The organism is Syntrophorhabdaceae bacterium, from assembly GCA_035541755.1.
GTDB lineage: Bacteria > Desulfobacterota > Syntrophorhabdia > Syntrophorhabdales > Syntrophorhabdaceae > PNOF01.
The window spans coordinates 1-19650 of the sequence record DATKMQ010000028.1 but is presented as its reverse complement, the minus strand read 5'-3'; the positions used below and the strand labels follow the sequence as shown (position 1 = coordinate 19650).

15 protein-coding genes are annotated in these 19650 nt (G+C 51.8%); 8 read left to right on the top strand and 7 right to left on the bottom strand.

Annotated features, from left to right (window positions below):
- Together VMT62_02260 and VMT62_02255 are read right to left on the bottom strand one after the other, a co-directional pair.
- Positions 1 to 547 (bottom strand): hypothetical protein (locus VMT62_02260; protein HVN95227.1); only part of this gene is annotated, 547 nt, incomplete at its 3' end.
- Positions 548 to 992: 445 nt separating this feature from the next.
- Positions 993 to 1802 (bottom strand): methyltransferase domain-containing protein, encoded by an 810-nt coding sequence (locus tag VMT62_02255; protein ID HVN95226.1) that lies wholly within the window; start codon positions 1800 to 1802, stop codon positions 993 to 995.
- 244 nt (positions 1803 to 2046) lie between these two features.
- Here VMT62_02255 and VMT62_02250 point away from each other — a divergent pair, with 244 nt between their 5' ends.
- The 6 genes from VMT62_02250 (at position 2047) to ilvD (ending at position 9835) form a co-directional block, all read left to right on the top strand.
- Positions 2047 to 2343 carry a hypothetical protein gene (locus tag VMT62_02250; protein ID HVN95225.1) on the top strand — a complete coding sequence of 99 codons (297 nt, stop codon included), beginning with the start codon at positions 2047 to 2049 and terminating at the stop codon, positions 2341 to 2343.
- Between the two features lie 146 nt (positions 2344 to 2489).
- Positions 2490 to 3908: a pitrilysin family protein gene (locus VMT62_02245; protein ID HVN95224.1), complete on the top strand. Its 1419-nt coding sequence runs from the start codon at positions 2490 to 2492 to the stop codon at positions 3906 to 3908.
- Positions 3909 to 4010: 102 nt separating this feature from the next.
- Entirely contained in the window at positions 4011 to 5309 is a 1299-nt protein-coding gene (locus VMT62_02240) for a pitrilysin family protein (GenBank protein ID HVN95223.1), read from the top strand.
- A gap of 264 nt (positions 5310 to 5573) precedes the next feature.
- Positions 5574 to 6038 (top strand): cache domain-containing protein, encoded by a 465-nt coding sequence (locus tag VMT62_02235; protein ID HVN95222.1) that lies wholly within the window; start codon positions 5574 to 5576, stop codon positions 6036 to 6038.
- A gap of 269 nt (positions 6039 to 6307) precedes the next feature.
- Entirely contained in the window at positions 6308 to 7948 is a 1641-nt protein-coding gene (locus tag VMT62_02230; GenBank protein HVN95221.1) for a methyl-accepting chemotaxis protein, read from the top strand.
- A 222-nt stretch (positions 7949 to 8170) separates the two neighbouring features.
- Complete coding sequence (gene ilvD / locus VMT62_02225) at positions 8171 to 9835, top strand: dihydroxy-acid dehydratase (protein ID HVN95220.1); 1665 nt, start codon at positions 8171 to 8173, stop codon at positions 9833 to 9835.
- Positions 9836 to 9900: 65 nt separating this feature from the next.
- Here ilvD and VMT62_02220 read toward each other — a convergent pair whose 3' ends face one another.
- Positions 9901 to 12774, bottom strand: a complete 2874-nt coding sequence (locus tag VMT62_02220; GenBank protein ID HVN95219.1) for a PAS domain S-box protein — start codon at positions 12772 to 12774, stop codon at positions 9901 to 9903.
- A 374-nt stretch (positions 12775 to 13148) separates the two neighbouring features.
- Positions 13149 to 14192, bottom strand: coding sequence for a 4Fe-4S double cluster binding domain-containing protein (locus tag VMT62_02215; GenBank protein HVN95218.1), 1044 nt, complete (start codon positions 14190 to 14192; stop codon positions 13149 to 13151).
- Between the two features lie 370 nt (positions 14193 to 14562).
- Here VMT62_02215 and VMT62_02210 point away from each other — a divergent pair, with 370 nt between their 5' ends.
- Positions 14563 to 15762, top strand: a complete 1200-nt coding sequence (locus tag VMT62_02210; GenBank protein ID HVN95217.1) for a WcbI family polysaccharide biosynthesis putative acetyltransferase — start codon at positions 14563 to 14565, stop codon at positions 15760 to 15762.
- A 177-nt stretch (positions 15763 to 15939) separates the two neighbouring features.
- Here the strand turns inward: VMT62_02210 and VMT62_02205 are convergent, their stop codons facing one another.
- The 3 genes from VMT62_02205 to VMT62_02195 are packed head-to-tail and all read right to left on the bottom strand — an operon-like array spanning position 15940 to position 18722.
- Positions 15940 to 17097 (bottom strand): UxaA family hydrolase, encoded by a 1158-nt coding sequence (locus VMT62_02205; protein HVN95216.1) that lies wholly within the window; start codon positions 17095 to 17097, stop codon positions 15940 to 15942.
- On the bottom strand, positions 17094 to 17390 hold the full coding sequence (locus tag VMT62_02200; protein HVN95215.1) for a UxaA family hydrolase: 297 nt from the start codon (positions 17388 to 17390) through the stop codon (positions 17094 to 17096). The genes VMT62_02205 and VMT62_02200 overlap by 4 nt, the downstream gene beginning before the upstream one ends.
- A gap of 30 nt (positions 17391 to 17420) precedes the next feature.
- Positions 17421 to 18722 carry a lactate racemase domain-containing protein gene (locus VMT62_02195; GenBank protein HVN95214.1) on the bottom strand — a complete coding sequence of 434 codons (1302 nt, stop codon included), beginning with the start codon at positions 18720 to 18722 and terminating at the stop codon, positions 17421 to 17423.
- 347 nt (positions 18723 to 19069) lie between these two features.
- Here VMT62_02195 and VMT62_02190 point away from each other — a divergent pair.
- Positions 19070 to 19650 (top strand): adenylate kinase (locus tag VMT62_02190; GenBank protein HVN95213.1); only part of this gene is annotated, 581 nt, incomplete at its 3' end.

The following is a 19650-nucleotide window of genomic DNA, read 5'->3' as shown; positions in this document are numbered from 1 at the left end:
ATACCGCCGGAGGGATGGGTACGGAAGAAGGAGTCCTGTTGTATGTGGGGTCGTTGACGTTCAGGTTCGTAATGGTAGGGAAGTTCCAGGTCGAGGAGCCCCCGTAGTTGTAATTCAAGTAACTACCGAATACCTGGCCGGTAGTGGTATACGCCAGATAGGCAAGGTGTAATGAATCAGTAGAGCTCCCGGTAAAGGAAAAGAGCCAGTTAAAGTTATTGATACCCGTTGTGACGTTCGTTGCCACCACATAACTCGTATTAGGCATCTGTACGGTCCAGGTACCGGCGCTGAAGTTACTCATGCCCGGACTTGCAAAACCGCTCGTTCCGTCAAGTTTAAAGACCTCAATCTTATTGATCAGGTATGTCGTGCCGTTGTAGACCCCGTCCTCGCTAATGCTTTGGGTCCAGGAGGCGAATGAGGGGCCTGCCGAGAGACACGTAAATAGAATGGCTAAAACAGAGATAATCCCTCTCTTCCTCATGACCTTTGTCTTTTCTCTCGCCATCTCTTTGAGTATCATCATGGTTGTTTTCGCGTTCATGCCTATTACAACAGCAATATACGTGCCACGGCATATTTGGCTGTATCTTCAGTGACTTTCGTCACACAACAGGGTTTTCAGGCGAGATTGGAGATACCCCCCTTGATATCGCATAAATTCAATATTATCGGGAGCATACTTGCGTCGGTCGGGGCCTCTACCCGGCGGCGCGTCCTTTAGGCGGCCGGAAGCCGCCAATTTGAGAATTATCTACAATTTTTGTTGGAAGAAATGCTTTCTTTGCAGACAGACGGTCTCGCGATAAAGGAAGAGGACTATCCCGTCTGCTCTCAACCAGTACGGCAGTTGTCCGAGGGTGGAACGAGACTTGTTCAGGCGTCGTAAGGCGTAACGGTGTGGGAAGGACGGGCGCGACTTTCCGTTTACGGATGCGCCTGCCTCAGGCGTAAGGCACGCATCCTTATACCGTGTAAGTAAGCCGTATCTACTTAATTGCCACGCCTTTGAAGAAGGTATAACAGAAGGTGCCGTCTTTCTCGGTTGTCCGATTAAGGCCGCGAATGCCTCTTTCCCATGCCTCCTCGTCAATGATGCCGAACCGCAACGCACGTTCCCGTACCCCTTCCACCATGGCGATAAAAGTATTCTTGGTGAATCCTTGGACCAGCTCCGGACTTCTCGAATCAACATAGACTATCCGGGGCATGACCTTCATGTTCCTGAAGCCGGCGGCCTTGAGCAAAGGATAGACCTGTCGGCCTATGAGCGCGTTTCCCCCTATACCGCCCTGAAGATCGATGAGGCACTGTATCACTTTTTGTGCCTCCGCGCTTTCAGGATAGAAATATGTGGAGCCGTGATCGCCCTCGATGACCGTGATGGAACCTTCCGGTTTCAATACTCTCTTGAGATGCACGAGCGCGTCGAGGGGCCGTATGCAATGTTCAAGAACGAAACAGACGAAGACATGGTCAAAACTTTCGTCGGGAAGATTGAGGTGATAAATGTCGCCCAACTCAAACCGTACGTTTGATATACCCTGTTTCTCGATTAATGCTTTGGCCTCATTGATCGATTCCTGGGAAAGATCGATGGCCAGTATCTCAGCGTCGGGACTCCTCTCGGCCAGGATCACCGTCTGCGCGCCAACACCGCAGCCAGCTTCGAGGACCGTACTGTTTGCCGCGTAAAATGTATCGCCGTGCAAAAGCTCGGTCAGTGTATTTGCCTGATCGTGCAGTCTTGAATGCTCGCGATCGGAATAACCATGGACGTAGCCGCTCTTTCTTTTCATCTCATTGAGGAGTATTCTATAGACTATTCTACAGCGAGCGCAAGACCCTTTGCAACATTTATCCTTGCGGAATGTCGCAGCAACTTTTCCCGAGGGAGCTTATATTCCTTTTGGGCCGCCTGCGTGTGATCAGCTTTTGGGTGGCGACGATTCGCGACCACCGTCCGGACGCAGAAATGAGAAATCTGTATTATATATAGAAAGAGTACCGAAGGTACTATCTTAAGAGACGCGGAGGTGACAGATGATAGGGAAAAGCAAAAGCCTGCTTGTATTGGCCCTGTTTATGCTGATCCTGAATCTCTGCGCCGTCTACGGGCAGGCCCAAACGGACGAGGAACAGTACATCGTATTCTGTTATATCGGTGATCCGGAAAGGGGCGACTTCGTGGATTCAATTGATACGTTCCATCCCCTTCAGGCCACGGAACTGTGTAACGATGCATACATCGACTGCAACGGAAGATGTACCGGATGCTATCTTGGCAGCGAAGGGGAAGAAGTCTGCACAGGCCCATCGGGAAGACGATTCGTCAAATGAACGGATGCTTGAGGGACCATACGCGGTCTGCTCGTTGGATAGCGACCGGATTAAGCAGGACTGTTCTCGCCCCCGGCGCATGTTTGGTGGGTTTTCATGAGATCGTCCTCACAAAGCGGTAAGTGAGAAAGAGCAAGAGGAGGTTTATGGTGAAATGCAATATGCTGGTGATGAGAGTGGAACGGCCTCTTCGTTCAGCAACACGGTCGCTTACGGCGGTCGCCCTGATTTTGGTTCTTTGTACAGGTCTCGCACGAGCGGCCCTTAAGGACACGGTATACGAGACCGTTCTCGGAAACGGCCTCAAGGTGATACTCCTCGAAAACCATAAAGCCCCGCTCGTGACATTTCAGGTGTGGTACCGGGTGGGTTCGAGGAACGAGGCGTGGGGAAAGACAGGCCTTTCACATATGCTCGAACACATGATGTTCAAGGGAACCACCAGGGTGAGCGCCAAGGAATTCTCCCGTATACTCGAAGAAAATGGGGGCAACAATAACGCCTTCACCTCAACAGATTTTACCGCTTACTTTGAAAACATATACGCTGAAAAGGTTGACATCCCTATCATGCTTGAATCTGATCGGATGCAGAACCTCCTTTTGCGCGAAGAGGATTTCCGTACGGAACTTCAGGTAGTCATGGAGGAGCGAAGGCTTCGTACGGAAGATAACCCCGAGGCCTCTCTCGCGGAGAACATGGAGGCCACTGCATTTCAAATTCAGCCGTATCACTGGCCCGTGATCGGATGTATGGTCGATCTCCAGGGTTTTACCATTGAGGATGTGAAGGCCTATCATGCAATCTACTACAGCCCTTCGAATGCGTTTCTGGTCGTGGCGGGGGATTTTGACAGAAAGCGTGTGCTTGCGAGCATAGATGCCGCCTTCGGGTCCATTCCGTCAGGCAAGGCCCCTGATCAGGTGAGGAACCTGGACGAGCCTCAGAGAGGCGAGCGCAGGATAGTGGTGGAGAAAGAAGCCCTCCTCCCTTCCATCATCATGGGGTATCACGTTCCGAACCTCAAAAATGACGACAGCTACGCGCTTGAAGTGGTTGAAGGTATTCTTTCCGCCGGGAAAAGTTCCAGGCTGTATCGTGGTCTTGTTCGAGAAAGACAGATCGCGCTCAACGTGGATGCCGATCATGCGCTCTTGTCTAAAGATCCCCATCTCTTTACCATATCGGTGGATCCTCTTCCCGGAAAAGGAATGGAGGAGGTGGAAAAGGCCATCGATCAGGAAGTGGATCGTCTCGGAAAAGAGCCTGTAGATGCGCAGGAGCTTGAGAAGGTGAAGAACCAGCTCGAAGCCTCATTCATCTATGGTCAGGATTCGATCTTTTCCCAGGCCATGCTTCTCGCTCAATACGAAATCGCCGGCGACTGGCGCTTGGCTGACGACTATGTCCCAAAGATTCGCAACGTGTCGGCTCAAGATGTTATGCGCGCGGTCGCCCGTTACCTTTCGCCTGAGAACCGAACCGTGGCGATCCTCAAGGCGATTCCGCCGACTAAGGAAACGCCGACCCAGGAGTTGGGTGGCAAAGAACGGATCATTCGATAAGGAGGCCGCATGGCTCATCGCCGTCACAAAAGAACTGTTCATCATTCATGGTTGTCCGTACCGTCTTTCATAGTATTCTGTTGCCTTTTATCAGCTGCAATCATGTGGCAGGGAAATGCGATAGCCCAAAGCGTGCCGGTCATACAAAGAGAGGTGCTTTCCGGGGGATTAACTCTGCTTGTAAGTGAAGAGCACTCGCTTCCTTTTGTGACGCTTCAGATGCTTATAGACGCCGGCGCTCAATACGATCCGCAGGACAGGGCGGGACTCGCCCGTCTCACGGCAAGGACCCTCATGGCAGGCTCCAAGACGCATAGCGCCGACCGAATCAATCAGGAGCTTGACTTCATGGGCGCTTCGCTTAACGGCTCCGCCGCAGCGGACTTTGCCACGGTCACGCTCAAGGTACTCAAGAAGAACCTCGATCAGGCGCTCACCGTCTTCTTCGACGCGCTGGCGAGCCCCACGTTTCCTGAGGGCGAGATTGTCCGCGAAGTGGAGAGAACAAAGGCGGCAATTCAATCGGCGGAGGATGATCCCGGGGAGGTAGTAGGCAAGGCTTTTCAGAAGGCCCTATTTCTCAAGGGTCCTTACGATCATCCCGAAGAGGGTACGAAGGAATCGCTCGAGAAGATTACCCGGTCGGATGTGGCAGGATTCTATAACGCGTACTACAGGCCAAATAACGCGATTCTCGCCGTGACAGGCGATATATCGATGGGTGAGGTGCGCGCCAAAATCATCCCTTTTCTTAATACGTGGCCATCTCGTGAGATACCTCGCGAGTCGCTTGCCGGGGAAGTTGCCACAGGGCGACAGACGATCTTAATTGCGAAACATATCACACAGGCCAATATCATCCTTGGTCATGAAGGCGTGAGCAGGGAAAACCCCGACTTCTACGGCTTGACGGTCATGAACTACATTCTCGGCGGGGGAAGCCTCACATCCAGGCTCATGGAGGAAATCAGAGTAAAAAGAGGGCTCGCTTATTCCGTTCAAAGTTCTTTTGACGCACGCAAGCACCCCGGAGCTTTCCTGATCATGCTTCAGACAAAGAACCAGTCCGCCCGAGAATCTATCGACCTTGCTATGGCTGAGATGAGAACGATGCAGGAGCAGATAGTCTCACCGCAAGAGCTGGAGGGGGCCAAGAAGTATCTCGTGGGAAGCTTTCCCTTCAGGTTCAGTACCCAGGCGAGACTTGTAAGCGTTATGACGCAGATAGAGTATTTCAAGCTGGGATCCGACTATCTGCACCGGTATCCATCCTTCGTAGGTGCTGTCACGAGAGAGGATGTAAACCGTCTCGCCAGGACATACCTTCATCCTGATCGCTTGATCGTCGTGATCGTGGCCGATCAGGATCAAACTGGGGTTTCTTCTCAAAAGAACCGATAGGCATTGTTGCTCCGTGTAAGTGATTACCGGCAGGCGCATTGTAAGGGACTGCGAGAGACACTTAACTAACCAACTCGTCTTAACGCATTCGTAGAACGTAGTCAAACAACGCGGGTTGCTGCGCTGAACGGGCGATTGCGCCGTAAGTCAGCGCGCGTTGAAACATTTTACTTGAATATTCTTAAGTGCCGCATTCAATTGCCGATAAATTTTCGAGCCGGATGATGACCGGCGACATCTTAGATACGCAAAAGGAGGTTTTTCATGAAACGAGTTGTATGGAGTATTGCGGTGTTCACGGCAGTGACGTTCTTCTTCGGTGGGATCTATACGGCATATGCCGCGAGCCTCGAAGAGGCTAAAGCGCTCGGCGAGAAAGCCGCAGCCTATGTGAAGGCAAATGGTAAAGAAAAGGGCGCTGCTGAGCTTAACAATGCGAAAGGTCAGTTTGTTAAGGGCGAAATGTATGTGACATTACACGATTTCAAAGGTGTCTTTCTTGCAAACCCCGTTGCTCCTGCCATTGTTGGACAGAACCACTATGATCTGAAGGATCCCGACGGCAAGTACTTTGTGCGGGAGATGATCGATATCGCAAAGACAAAAGGTAGTGGCTGGATGGAATACATGTGGACCAACCCGGCAACGAAGAAACTGCAGGCTAAGAAGTCATGGGTACAGAGGGTTGAAGGCACTGAGATGTTTACCCTTTCCGGCATCTTCCAATAATAACGTAGTCGACGTAAGGATGCGGGTCATGGTCTTTAGGAGGCCGACCCGCATAAACCCTTTTGGTCCGCTTTTCAAGAAACAATGGCGTAAAGTGAGAGCTTGAAATGGCATTAGATTTGCTGATAGAATGCTTGCGGGTCTGTGTAAGAGGCATAAAGCAGGCGTAGAAATAGAGTGTATGCGGTAGCGACGGGGGCAGGACGCTCCTTCCTACTACATCTCACAAAGCAACAATTTTGTGAGGAAGGAATGAGGAGGATAAGAAAATGGGAAGACGGCTCGCCAATTTAAACATGACCGTAAAACTTCTGGTTTCGCCCGGAGCGGCAATTGTGTTCCTTGTCGTTGTCTGGATCGTGTGCTACTTCGGTTTTTTCAAGCAGAAAGCGGCCCTCGACGATATCTTTAACAACCGGTTCCGGAACTACCAGGCAAGCGCGGGCATTATAAAGGATTTGACCGAGGTGCATGCTAACGTCTATAAACTGATGAACATGCTGACCGCCAATTATGCAAAGGCCAAAACCGACAATTTCGCCAAGAACCAGTTCGATAAAGTCCAGAAGATCATAGACGAGACGCAGGCAATCGCTCAATCACCGAATTTGACAAAGGCCGAGAAGGATAGCTTTGTCGAGACTCAAGACCAGATAACCAAGTACATGGGGCTCATAAAAACTGTGACCGAAGGGGCCGCCGCCGACATGTCCACGGCCACCATCCTTATGGGTCAGGCAGATGACTATTTCTGGACTATTAATGAAAAGTTAAACGGCCTTATTGACCTGGAAAAAAAGCTCGGCAAGGACCAGTATACCTCGGCGGGCAAAACCTATGGAATGGTTCTTATCATCTCAATTGCCGTATGCCTTCTCGCAGCGATTATATCCTTCATCATCAGCATGCGTATGAAATCGATCATCATCGCCCCCATCAACAGGACCGTGGAGGCCATCGAGAGTGTTTCTCAGGGTGATCTCACGAGACGTATCGACGTGGACTCATCTGATGAAATCGGCGCCATGGCAGGACATTTCAATGCCTTTGCCGAGAAGCTCCACGGGGCCATCACCCAGGTCGCGCGAAGCAGCAACGAGGTCTCTTCAGCGGCCAATATGCTCGATTCCGCAACCGAGCACATGGCAACAGGCGTTGAGGAAGCGGCCATGCAGGTGAACTCGGTGGCTGCCGCGAGCGAGGAGATGAGCAAGACTACCTCGGAAATAGCCCAGAACTGTGTCATGGCGGCAAAGAGCTCTGAGAAGGCCAACGCCTCTGCTTCAACGGGAGAGCGTATTATCCAGGAAACCATAGAGGTTATGAACCGCATCAACAGCCGCGTCAAGGAAACGGCGGAGATAATCAAGAGCCTGGGTATGCGTTCCGATCAGATCGGAGAGATCGTGGGGCTCATTAACGATGTGGCCGATCAGACAAACCTTCTCGCTTTGAACGCGGCAATTGAAGCGGCCCGGGCCGGTGAACACGGCAGGGGTTTTGCCGTTGTTGCCGATGAGGTGCGCAAGCTTGCAGAGCGAACGAGCGACGCTACCAAAGAGATCCGCGAAACCATACAGGCCATGCAGTCAGAAACCAAGAAAGCCGTTGTGTCCATGGAAGAAGGCGTGCTCGACGTGGGGCAGGGCACCGTAGAGGCCGCCAAATCTGGCGAAGCGCTCAAAGATATTTTGAACCAGATCAACAAGGTTACCGCCGAGATCAACCAGATCGCCGTTGCGTCTGAGGAAGAAACGTCGACTACCAACGAAATCGCCTCCAGCATCCAGCAGATCTCCCAGGTCATGCAGGAGACCGCGAAGAGAATCCAGGGCAACGCAGAGGCGTCAGCCAAACTGGCCAATCTCTCCAAGGAGCTGCAGAACATGGTGGGACAGTTTAGACTCTAATAAGGAACGTTCGGTAAGAGCGGGGCAGGATCAGAAATGGTCCTGCCCCTTTTTTCTTAATGCTTCCAGCGTGGATGCTGCCCTTTTTCATCCCTCGATGATTTTATCGGCCAGATACCGGCTATGGATTTGCCTCGTGATGTGCGGTAGAATAGTATGTTGCCCGGCCCTTCAGTTTCTCCGGGTAAGCGAGGTCGATATCTATCCTGTAAGGAGGGTGTAATGAGCCAGCACTTAAGAAGCAAAGGTCTAAGCCCTGACGTTCCTCAGTATTATATGCGCAGGGTCTTCTTCAAGGCCATGGGCGCGACCGATGAAGACCTGGAGAAACCCCTTATAGCCATAGCAAACACATGGAATGAGATACTCCCCGGTTCCTATCACCTGGACCGCGTGGCCGCGGCGGTTAAGCGCGGCGTAAAAGAGGCCGGAGGCATGGCGACGATCTTTAACGTGCTCGCCCCATGCGACGGCCAGGGAAGCGGAAACGTGGGCTTCAAATATGTCTTGCCCAGCAGGGACCTCATCGCGGCCTCGGTTGAGATGATGATAGAGCACGCGAGCTACGATGCTGCAGTCATGATCGGGACGTGCGACAAGATAGTCCCGGGACTCATCATGGCCGCTGCGCGCTGCAATCTTCCTACGGTTGTTTTCACCGGCGGTTACATGCCTGCAGGCCATTACAAGGGGGAGCGCCTCGATTGTTCCTCCATGGGCAAATATTTCGTCATGCATCGCCAGGGCAAGGTCTCGAAAGAGGAATTACGGGAAATTGAAGGCCGTGTGTGCCCGGGACCGGGCGCATGTTGCCTCATGGGAACTGCGAATAGCATGTGCATTGCCGCGGAGGCCCTGGGCCTTTCTCTGCCCGGCAACTCTTCCGTCTGTGCCACGGACCCCGCCCTCGAAAGCTTGGCCGAAGAGGCAGGTCGCAGGGTCATGGACCTTGTGCGGAACGGAATCAAGGCGAACGATATCATGACGCCTCAAGCCTTCACGAATGCGGTCAAAGTTTGCTGCGCCACGAGCGGTTCCACGAATCTGACGCTCCACTTTCCTGCCATCGCTCACGAGCTCGATTATCCCTTTAACCTCGACGATTTTGAGAACATCAGCCGGCACACGCCGTCGATCATGGAGATCAAGCCGTCAGACCCGAAATATCTCATGGAGGATTTCGAGCGGGCCGGAGGACTGCAGGCGGTCATGAAATCCATGGAAAGTATGCTCGACACGAGCGTAATGACGGTGACCGGGAAGAGCCTTGCGGAGAATCTGAAAGGGACCGAAATCAAGGACCCGGATGTGATTCATCCCCTTTCTCGCCCTAAAGGCAAAGACGGCGGCATAGCGGTGCTCAAGGGCAATCTGGGCGTGGCCGTGGTGAAACAGACTGCCGTGAGGCCGGAGATGCATCAACATCGCGGACCCGCGCGGGTCTTTGAGCAGGAAGAGGACTGTGTGGACGCATTGCTCTCGGGAAAGGTGCGTGAGGGAGAGGTGATGGTTATTCGTTACGAGGGACCCAAAGGCGGGCCCGGCATGAGGGAGATGGTCATGGCTACATGGATGCTTGTTGACCTGGGTCTCGATAAATCGGTCGCAATCATTACCGACGGGCGGTTCTCCGGCACCTCGGGCGGTCCCTGCGTGGGGCACATCGTTCCCGAAGCCGCAGTCGGCGGGCCCATAGCCGCGATCCGCGATGGGGACATAATCAGTATAGACATCCCCCAGCGAACGCTCACCGTGGAATTGAGTGATCAAGAGATTGCTGAGAGGCTCAAATCATGGAAGGCACCGGCGCCAAGCGTTACCAAGGGCTATCTCGCTCATTTCGCGAAGCACGCAGTAAGCGCAGACAAAGGGGCGTACCTGGAATAGCATGCGAAAGGCCGGGCTATTTCTATATTCGAGTACTGGGTGAACCCGGTACGAAGAATTGCACATTATGGCGGGAAGCCCTCAAAGATCGCTTTCTCTTCTTTTTGCCCGTCATCCAGCACATCCCTTATCTTTTGCAGGAGCGCCAGTGGTGATATAGGCTTCTGCAGAAAGCTAAACTCTCCTTCCTGAAGGCCTCTATCGAGCACCACATCTTTTGTATGGCCGCTCGTGAAGATTACTTTGATGTCGGGCTTTAGTGTAAGTATTTCATTATAGGCTTCCCGTCCGCTCTTTTTCGGCATGACCGAGTCAAGGATGAGAAGGTCGATTCTATCAGCAGCCTTGAACTGCTCCACCACGTCCTGTCCATCAACGGCTTTAATAGTAGCATATCCGTACTGCGTGAGCGCTTTGTCCATGAGCTCTCTAACCGCTTCGTTATCCTCCCCGATCAGGATGATCTCGTCGCCTCCCTTGACGGGAACCGGTTCGGGTCTTTTTTCTTGTGGCGCTCCTCTTGCCATAGGAAGGTAGATATGGAAGGTCGTTCCCATATGTGGTTCGCTGTATACGGTAATATAGCCGTCATGCTGCTTGACAATGCCGTAGACAGTCGAGAGCCCGAGACCTGTTCCTTTCCCTGCTTCTTTGGTAGTAAAGAACGGATCAAAGATCCTCTCTCTGGTGATCTCATCCATACCCACGCCCGTATCGGAGATGGAGAGAAGCGCGTATTGCCCGGGTTTCCCGTAACCGTGAAGCCGCTGGAACTCAACGTCCAGATCCACCGTCTTTGTCTCTACGGTAAACGCGCCACCCCTTGGCATGGCATCCCTGGCATTGGTAGCAAGATTGAAGAGAATCTGGTCAACCTGAGTCCGGTCGGCCATGATCACGATGTCATTATCGGCCAACAGAGTTTTGACAACGATATCTTCGGTCAAGAGACGCTTCAAAAGCTTTTCCGTCTCTTTCACAATGGCGTGCAGGCTGACCGGCTCAAGCCTAATCGACTGCTGCCTGCTGAAAGCGAGAAGGTTCCGCACGAGGTCCGCAGCCTTCTGTGAAGCCGCCAGGATCTGGTCCACGTGACCCCGTGACACGCCGTGTTTAATCTCTATCTGGAGCAGGGTGGCATATCCTATGAGGGCCGTAAGAATATTGTTAAAGTCATGGGCGATACCTCCTGCTAAGGTGCCGATAGCTTCCATTTTCTGTGCCTGATGAAGTTGAGTCTCAAGGCGCGCCTTTTCCTGTTCCGCCCGCTTTAATTCCGTTATGTCCACCAGTGATGCCACACTCTTCTTGGTACCGGGGATCATGTCTATAACCAAATACATATCGCGTATTTCTCCGGTTCGCGTCACAAACTGAAATCCATATTGCCTTGGGGTAGCGTAAGGGGCCTCACGCCGCAGATAGTGTGAAGAGAGCATCCTTCCCAGGTCTTCCTTGACCGCGAATTCGGTCCAGGTCTTTTTGCCTTCCATTTCATTTTTTGTGTAGCCGGAAAGGCGTTCGAACTCTGTATTGCAAAGGCTGATCGTCGTATCATCTTCAACAATTATCGTTGCGGTTCCGGTATTTTCAAAGACCGTGCGGTATCGTTCCTCTGATTCAGATAACCTGGTTTCAGCCTGTTTCCGTGCGGTGATATCCTGGGTCACCCCATACTTCTTGATGATACGGCCTGAATCGTCTCGAATCGCGCTCGCTCGGACTGCCACATATCGCACCTCACCATCGCGACGAACGATACGATGCTCAATATCGGGAATGGGTCTATAGCCATACATTGCATTAAGCTGCTCTGCGGTTTCAGAGACACGCGGCTCATCGTCGGGATGGATGAACCGTTTTGCATATTCTTCCCGTGTCATCCGGTATCCCCCTTCCCGCTCGGCGGTCGTGCCATACAAGGCATAGAATGGATCGTTGAATATCAACGTATTCTCAAGGGGATCATATTCCCAGTACACAACGTGCGCAAGCTCCATGGCCTGAGATATTCGAAGCTCGCTCGTGCGCAGGGCTTCTTCGGCCATCTTTCGTTCCGTGATGTCACGCCCTATACCGATTATCTCTCCTAAATCACCATCGCTGTCGCGCACGGCTGACGCTTTAACCTCGACCCATACGGTGGATCCGTCTTTACACAGCATCTCCAATTCCAGGATTCTTGTCCGGCTGGGATTGGCTGTCCCTGTCTTTTCAAGCCAGAGTTCCTCCCTGATGACCTTGTTCATCGCTTCAAGACTTTCAGCCGTTACAGATTGGCTGATAAGCTGGCCGATGACCTCATCAGGAGAAAATCCCCGTATTCTTATTACCGACGGGCTCACGTATCTGTACTTCATGTCCAGGCCGAAGGTAAAAATCACGTCGGCTGTGTTGTCGGCGAGCAAACGGTATTTGTTCTCGCTTTCCTTTAAAGCCTGTTCGGCGCGTTTGCGGTCGGTAACATCCTGCAAAGTCCCTATTATGGCAGGTCTTCCCTCATATTCAGTGTAGGAGCTATAGACCTCAACATGACGTACGTCTTTATCTTTGGTTACTATCCGGAATTCGTAATGGTGGGTCGGCAGTTCTCCCGATACCCTTTTAGACAGGCTCTGCTTCACCAGGGCCAGGTCTTCAGGGACCACCAGATCTTCTACCCTCAGTATATCTACCACTTCCTCGACTTTGTATCCGAATATTTGGGCCCATCTTGCATTGACATATCTGAACAGGCCGTCCTTTTGTACGAGATAGACGCCGGCAAGAGAGTGTTTGGATAGCTCTCTGAAAATAATCTCCGATTTTTCCGCCGTTCTCCTCGCGTGTTGCCTGACGAGGGTTTGCTTTTCTTGTGGATGTTTTGGCTTGCTCAGTCTCTGACGTGAAGCAGATGTCTTCCTGACAATGTTTACGGCAGTCATCGATGGATCTTTCATTTGTGCCCCTGCGACAACAAACAGCTCCGATATCCATGCGGGACGGGTTGAGATCCCTTAAGACGGCCTATGTGTTCGTACATAACCCACACTACCTCAATGATCGATCCTTAAGAACCACGACCGCCGTATCATCATTATCGCGCAATATCCTCATCTACATTAGAAGAATTCTCGATTCTCGCTTGAAATTTTGCAAACTTACCGGGAATGGCGATTCGAAGATTACGTCAAGAACCGATACTGCTCAAAAAACGCAGAGAAGTCGTTACGCGGCTTAGATAATTTCTTTCAGGAAAAAACAGATGGTTTATTTGACGCATAAGCCCTCCTTGAGATTGAGACGAGCGGTGCGGTCTTCGAAGGCAGCGGTATCAGAACGATATTCCGAGGCTTGAGCACACTGTGCGGGCAAAGGCGCGTACCCTTTCATCGGTGTCTTCGAGGCCAAGCTTTATAGGCGAATGGTATTTCTCTTCATAGCCGTTCATCATCACCGTCAGGGCGTTTAGTTTCCATTTCCAGAGGTGCTCCTCTCTGATGTACCAGAATTTGGGGGCTAGGGTGCGTCTGATCTCCTCGTAGCTTGCCTCCATGATCTTTTCGGGCCGCATAGACGGAACGAGCGCTTCGAGCCCGGGAAACTCCTCGCCGCCCTCCCATTTATCCTGGTTGAAGGGGCATACATCCTGACATACGTCGCAGCCATATATCCTGCGGCCTATCTTTTCCGCCATCTCGGTGGAAGGTACGCCCATTCCGAAAGCCGTGGACAGGCTTGTCTGAAAGCTGACGCATCCCATCATCGACATGGTATAGGGCGCACTCAACGTATGCGTGGGGCAGGCCTCCATGCACTTGCCGCAATTCTCGGGGCAGTCCTTGAGTTTTACATCGCGAATCAGCTCGAGCTCCTTATCTATTGCGAGCATCGTTATGTAGTTGTATGACCCCTTTTCAGTGTAAAAGAAATTATTCCGGCGGATGATGCCGAGTCCGGCCTGATAGGCTGCCCAGCGTGCCGGAGCCGGGATGCCGTGCTCACCGCCCAGCGTACAGGTTAAGCCAAGACTCTTAAGAAACGCGGAAAATTCTTTACGTATCCTGAAAAAGGGCGCGTTTTCGTCTGTCCGCGCGTCGAACAGGTAGGCTTTGCCGTAGGCGCCCGCAAATTCGGCGGGCACCTTGTAGCGGTGGTTAGGCACAATGGCGACTATGACGGACTTGATTTGCGCGTTGCTTGTCGAGGGGTCTGCGTAGCCCCTGAAATTCCCGTAGATTTTCTCCCCCATTGGTATCCGCGAGATGCGCTCCTCTAACTTTTCGCGATAACCGGCCAATGCGCTGACTTTGATGATTCCGCAGTCCTCGTATCCCAGTTCAAGGGCCTTTCCTCGTATTCGCTCTGCCATACCCATGGGTCCTTTCCTCCTGACTGCTTTCTTTTGTGAAGCATAAACACTTGCTTTGTCCGGAACGTCCGGGTGTATCGCCGCGGGACATTTCTTGCTCAGCACTTGCAGACTGAAAGTAGTATAAAACAACCACTTGTTTTTTGCAAGTAATATATATGCCTTTTGCTAAGAGTCGATCGAGGCTTTTTTCCTGCTTCCCATAGAAAGGTTCTGTTTATGCCGACGCGTGAGTCGTTCCAGTTGAGAAACAGACTTAAGCGGTGGTAGAATGTCGGGGCGAGACCATGGACAGATATCGAGGTGAGGAGAACGGGAAGAGGACCTATTTTAGTTCATGTTTTAAGCCAAAATGAGAAAACAGATATTTATATTAATGAATTGTCACGGTGCGGCCATACGCCACTATCTCGCCGGCATTCCGGAAGTGGCGAACCGGTATGACATAAAGTCCGATGTCAATTATGAGAACCTCGACAATCCGGTCATGCTGTCGAGGATCGCGGACGCCGATGTACTGATTATGAACAATATAAAGAATTACCCGCTGCTGTCACCGGACAATCTCGTAAAGCATATAAAGCCGGAGTGTAAAGTTATTAAGATAGAATACTTCCGATTTGACGGATTCTGGCCGCTACAAAAATGTTTCACAAATGATTTTTTTTATATGTTCGATGAATCATATTCTGCCAACACCTATACGGAGTATATTTCACATCCCATGGACGCTCGATTGATACGGGACCATTTCCAGAGATCACTGGAAAAGCTTAAATCATTGGATCAAGAGTCAGACATCAAAATATACGACTTCTTTATGCAGAACTATAAGAGAATAGAACTCTTCAGAGATTACCGGCACCCGTCGGCCTTCCTGTTTGCATATATGGTCTCAGAGATATTGAAACTCATCGGATTACCCGCAGGGAGCATGAATCTCATCTACAGAATGCCTTTTGGAATCGATGTCAGGTACAACTTGATAAATGACAACGTGAAAAGAGTGTTGGGTTTAGAATATGAAAATACAAAGATCTATTATTTGAATGGTGTTTTTACGCCGGAACAGTTTTTCTTGTTTACAAGGGGATATTTCAAACGCGACATGTCGACGATCGACTGGCAAACGGTGCAGAAGGACGGCTTCGCTTTCTTGCAGCATGAAGCCGATCAAGCGGAAAACTCTTACCGGCCCGTGGCGACACGGCTTATAGCGGGTGAGCACGATGAAGCGGAAGCTGCGATCCGTAACATTCTCCTTAAGGAACCGCGTCACGTCCGGGCACTAAACGATTTGGGCGTTATCTGCTGGCTGCGTGGGGAAAAGACCATGGCCTTCGAATACTTTCTTGCCGCCGCGCGGTGCGACAATACCGATCCCGTCGCGATCCATAATCTGACTGTCTCCCTTGTAGGTTCAGGCCGTCGTGAAGATGCTATTGCGACCCTCAAGGCTTCGCTTGAATCCCCGGACGGACATAAGCTGCAGGATATCGCGCAAACGTGCATCGACATAATCCGGGGCTTAAAAGAAAATCCATCGCCCCTGTTTAACTATCTTACCCCCAAATAAAACGGTTTTGTATTGCGCCTGATGGCGCGTCCTTTATTGCATGAAACCGGGTAACAACGCTCATCATGGCCGCTAAATTCAGGGATGTTAGGGACGGGTGGACCTGTTCCTTATCAGGTATCTGTCTTGTTTGACCTTTGCCTTAAGACCTAAGAAAGTCTGGTTTGAGACCGGTTATTATATATTGATATTCATTTTGAACATGCAGAAATCCCGCTGGAGGAGTTTTTCCGCCTTTACAGTCTTTCCCGAAGAAACGGCGACAATTTCATCGAACACCCGTTTGCCAGCATCGTTTACCGCTTCCCTGCCTTGGGCGACCTTGCTCACATCCAAATCTATGTTGTCTTTCATGGCAAGATAGGTTTTCCTGTTACCCGTGATCTTGATGACGGGTACAATGGGTGATCCGAGTGGGGTGCCTCTGCCCGTGGTAAAAGCAACTACCTGCGCGCCACCGGCTACCATACCGGTAAGCTGTTCGATATCGTGAGCCGGTGTATCCATGTACACGAGCCCCTTTTTTATCGGCCGGTCCGCGTACGGGATCACCTCTTCAAGAGGGCTTGTACCGCCCTTATAAATGCAACCTAAAGATTTTTCCTCTAGCGTGGTAATGCCCCCCGCGATGTTTCCCGGTGAGGGATCGGCTTCGCGGATATTCTGACCCGATGCAATGGCTCTGCCTTCCCACCAGGCCACGGCGCTCAAGATCTTTCGCTGAGCCTCGGGGCTTTTGGCCCGCGCCGCGAGCAGATGCTCTGCCCCGATCAACTCGGGGGTCTCAGAGAGGATCACCGTTCCTCCCTCGGCCACGAGCATATCGGAGGCATTCCCTAAGGCCGGATTTGACGCGAGACCGGAGGTATAATCGGAGCCGCCGCATTCAGTGCCGAGTATCAGTTCGCTGAGCGGGATCGACTCGCGAGCGATGTGCGCCGCATCATGGAGCATCTCTCTCACGATTTTCCTCCCTCGGGCGATTGTCTTTCTGCTCCCGCCGGTGTCCTGAATGACGAGGACCTCTACCCGTTTTCCAGATGGCGTTATTTCATCCGCGAGTTCCCGAGCAGAGAGATGTTCGCACCCGAGCCCCACGACGAGGACCGCGAAGACATTGGGGTGGGTGCCAAAGCCCGCCAGTACTTTTTTGACCAGCGGACGATCTTCTCCCACCTGTCCGCAGCCGGCAATGTTAGGGAGGAAAACCGCTCCTTTGAGTCCTTGCGCTACGGCCTGAGCTGCGCCCTGTGAGCAGCCCACGCTGGGGATCACGAGCACGTAGTTTCGCGTTCCCGCTTTTCCGTACGGCCTTTTGTAGCCTTCAAATGTCATGATGATCCTCTCATGCGCGGTGGACTGGTCACATTGTGAATATGCACGTGTTCTCCCCGGGCGATCTTTGCTGTGCTCTGCCCGATGGGCTCTCCGTATTTGACGATGGCCGTTCCTTCATCGATATCGGTGAGAGAGAACTTGTGGCCTGGAGGTATCTCGGAAAGAATCCGAATCTTTTCGGAGCGCCCTTTGTGATCGACAGAGACCACCATGTCGCGCTTAAGGGGCTTAAGGGCGGTCGCCACGTTGTCTTTTTCGTGAATGATAATGGCCACGGTCTTTTTCTGCATAGCGAATCCCCGCTATCTAACCACTCCCGGTTATTGCTGCCAGGTTACGATGGGGATGATGAGACCTCCGGAAGGGAATATCGCAACTTTGGCTTGAGGATATGCGGTCTTGAGCCTTTCGAGTCCCTGCTCGATGGAGTCCGCATACTCCATGCCCATGATTTCGGCCTGCTGCCGTGAGACATGGGGAGAGACGAGTATCACCCGTATCTGTGGCCTGAGAAAAGGGGTGGACATGGCCATGTTGAAATCGATGGATTTATCCGGCAGATATGCCTTGCCTTTTAATAGATGCTCTCGTATGTAGGCAGCCGAATTGTTGCATGACCTCTCTTTTATCACCTCAAAGGATCTGATGAATTCGGCGTTGATGGGCGCGACAATGGGTGCGAGAAGCAGAATGGCCCCTGTTTCTTTGGTCACCGCATCGGGCGCGCTTAGGCCTTTGAAGAGCTGGTGTCCATGCGTATGCGGGTAGGAGGACGTGATCGTCACATCGACCTTTTCTTCGAACCTGTAGCCGAGTTTTTTGAGACAGAACTGTACGGCCTCTGCAAAGGCCGCATCCAGGCTGCCCGCCACGATACGTATGACCTGTCCCTTCGGATTATACAGGCAGTTTATGGAAAAATTGAGCCCGATTGTGCGGGCCACGAGCATGCAGTTCTCATGGAAAGGGTTCCCTTTTGTCGCCCCGGCGACGGAGCGAGGATTGATTAAATGTTTCATGTGGTGGTCCCGGATAAATTCGTAATCACAGATACCGGGCATCATGCTTTTGGGGCCACCTCCGTAACCTGCCATGGGATGGGGCAGTATGGAGCTGATGGCAACCTTGAGGTCGGCGCCCGCCACCTCTCGATTGATCTTCACCGACCTCTCATGGTTGGGAACGTGGACGGGGACGAGATCGTCTCCCCATGCGTTGTGCTGGACCACTTTGTATCGACTGAGAACATGCTCGCCCACCCGCCGTGCCAGAGCATCCGCACTCATGACCTCGTGGGTGCCGAGTGCTACAACCACGGTGACATTTTCCCGTGGAAAACCGGCGTCTGCTATGTAGGCGAGCAGCGCATCGAGAACCTCGGCTACCGGCGTGGGCCGGGTTGCGTCATCCACAACGACTGCAATACGATTGGCGCCGCCTACGAGGTCCCGGAAGGGAGCGGTTCCTAAAGGTTGTGTAATGGCATCCAGTGTCATCTCGCCGATGGAGGGTACGGGCGCCTCTTGCTCGTCTTCGACGAAATGCGAGACAAACCATGCCTGAGGCAGCGCGAAGAACTGCTTCTCGTTACGGCCTATATATAGATAGTAATCCTTCTTCATAGAGGACCTTGAACGATCTGACGTCCTAATACGCTACCGTACAATCCTCTGCCAGTCAAGCAGAAAAGCCCGCTTTGCCGCCTTTCTTCTCAATCCAAAGGCGCTTCACCATTTTTCCCAATGATTTTTGGCGATTTTTCTGATAAACTCAAAAAAATCCACCACAGGGAGGGTTACCATGGCTGAAAAAAACAAGCAAAAGAAAGAGAGCAAGAAGGCCCCGCAGAAGACATTGAAAGAAAAGAGAAAAGAGAAACAGGAGAAGAAGACCGCCAAATAGATTACGCAATAAGATTACAAACGGTTATTCTGTTTAGTAAAATCGAATATATTAAGGAGGATGTGTAATGAGAATAGTTCTGTTAGGTGCGCCGGGCGCTGGAAAGGGTACCATAGCAAAGATGCTCACCGATTATGACGGATCAGTGCAGATTTCAACAGGAGATATCTTAAGAAACGCCGTCCAAGCGGGAAGCGACCTTGGCAAAGAGGCCAAAGGTTATATGGAGCGAGGTGAACTCGTTCCTGATAAACTCATCATGGACATTATGGAAGTGCGACTTAAAGAGCCTGATTGCGCCAAAGGGTTTCTTCTCGATGGGTTTCCGAGGACCATACCTCAGGCAGAGGCGTTAAAGAAGCTTCTCCAGAAGTTGAATATCAAACTGGACCTGGTCGTGAATATCGACGTGCCCAAAGAGGTCATTCTCGACAGGCTGACAACGAGGAGGACATGCTCCAATCCTGACTGCCAGGAAATCTATAATATTAAGAGCAAGCCGCCCAAGGCGGACGGGACATGTGTCAAATGCGGCGCCCCGGCGGTGCAGCGCGCGGATGAAACTGAAGAGGCCATCACCAAGCGTCTTGAGACATACAATGAGAAGACGGCGCCCCTTATCGAGTTCTACCGGAAAGAAGGTCTCTT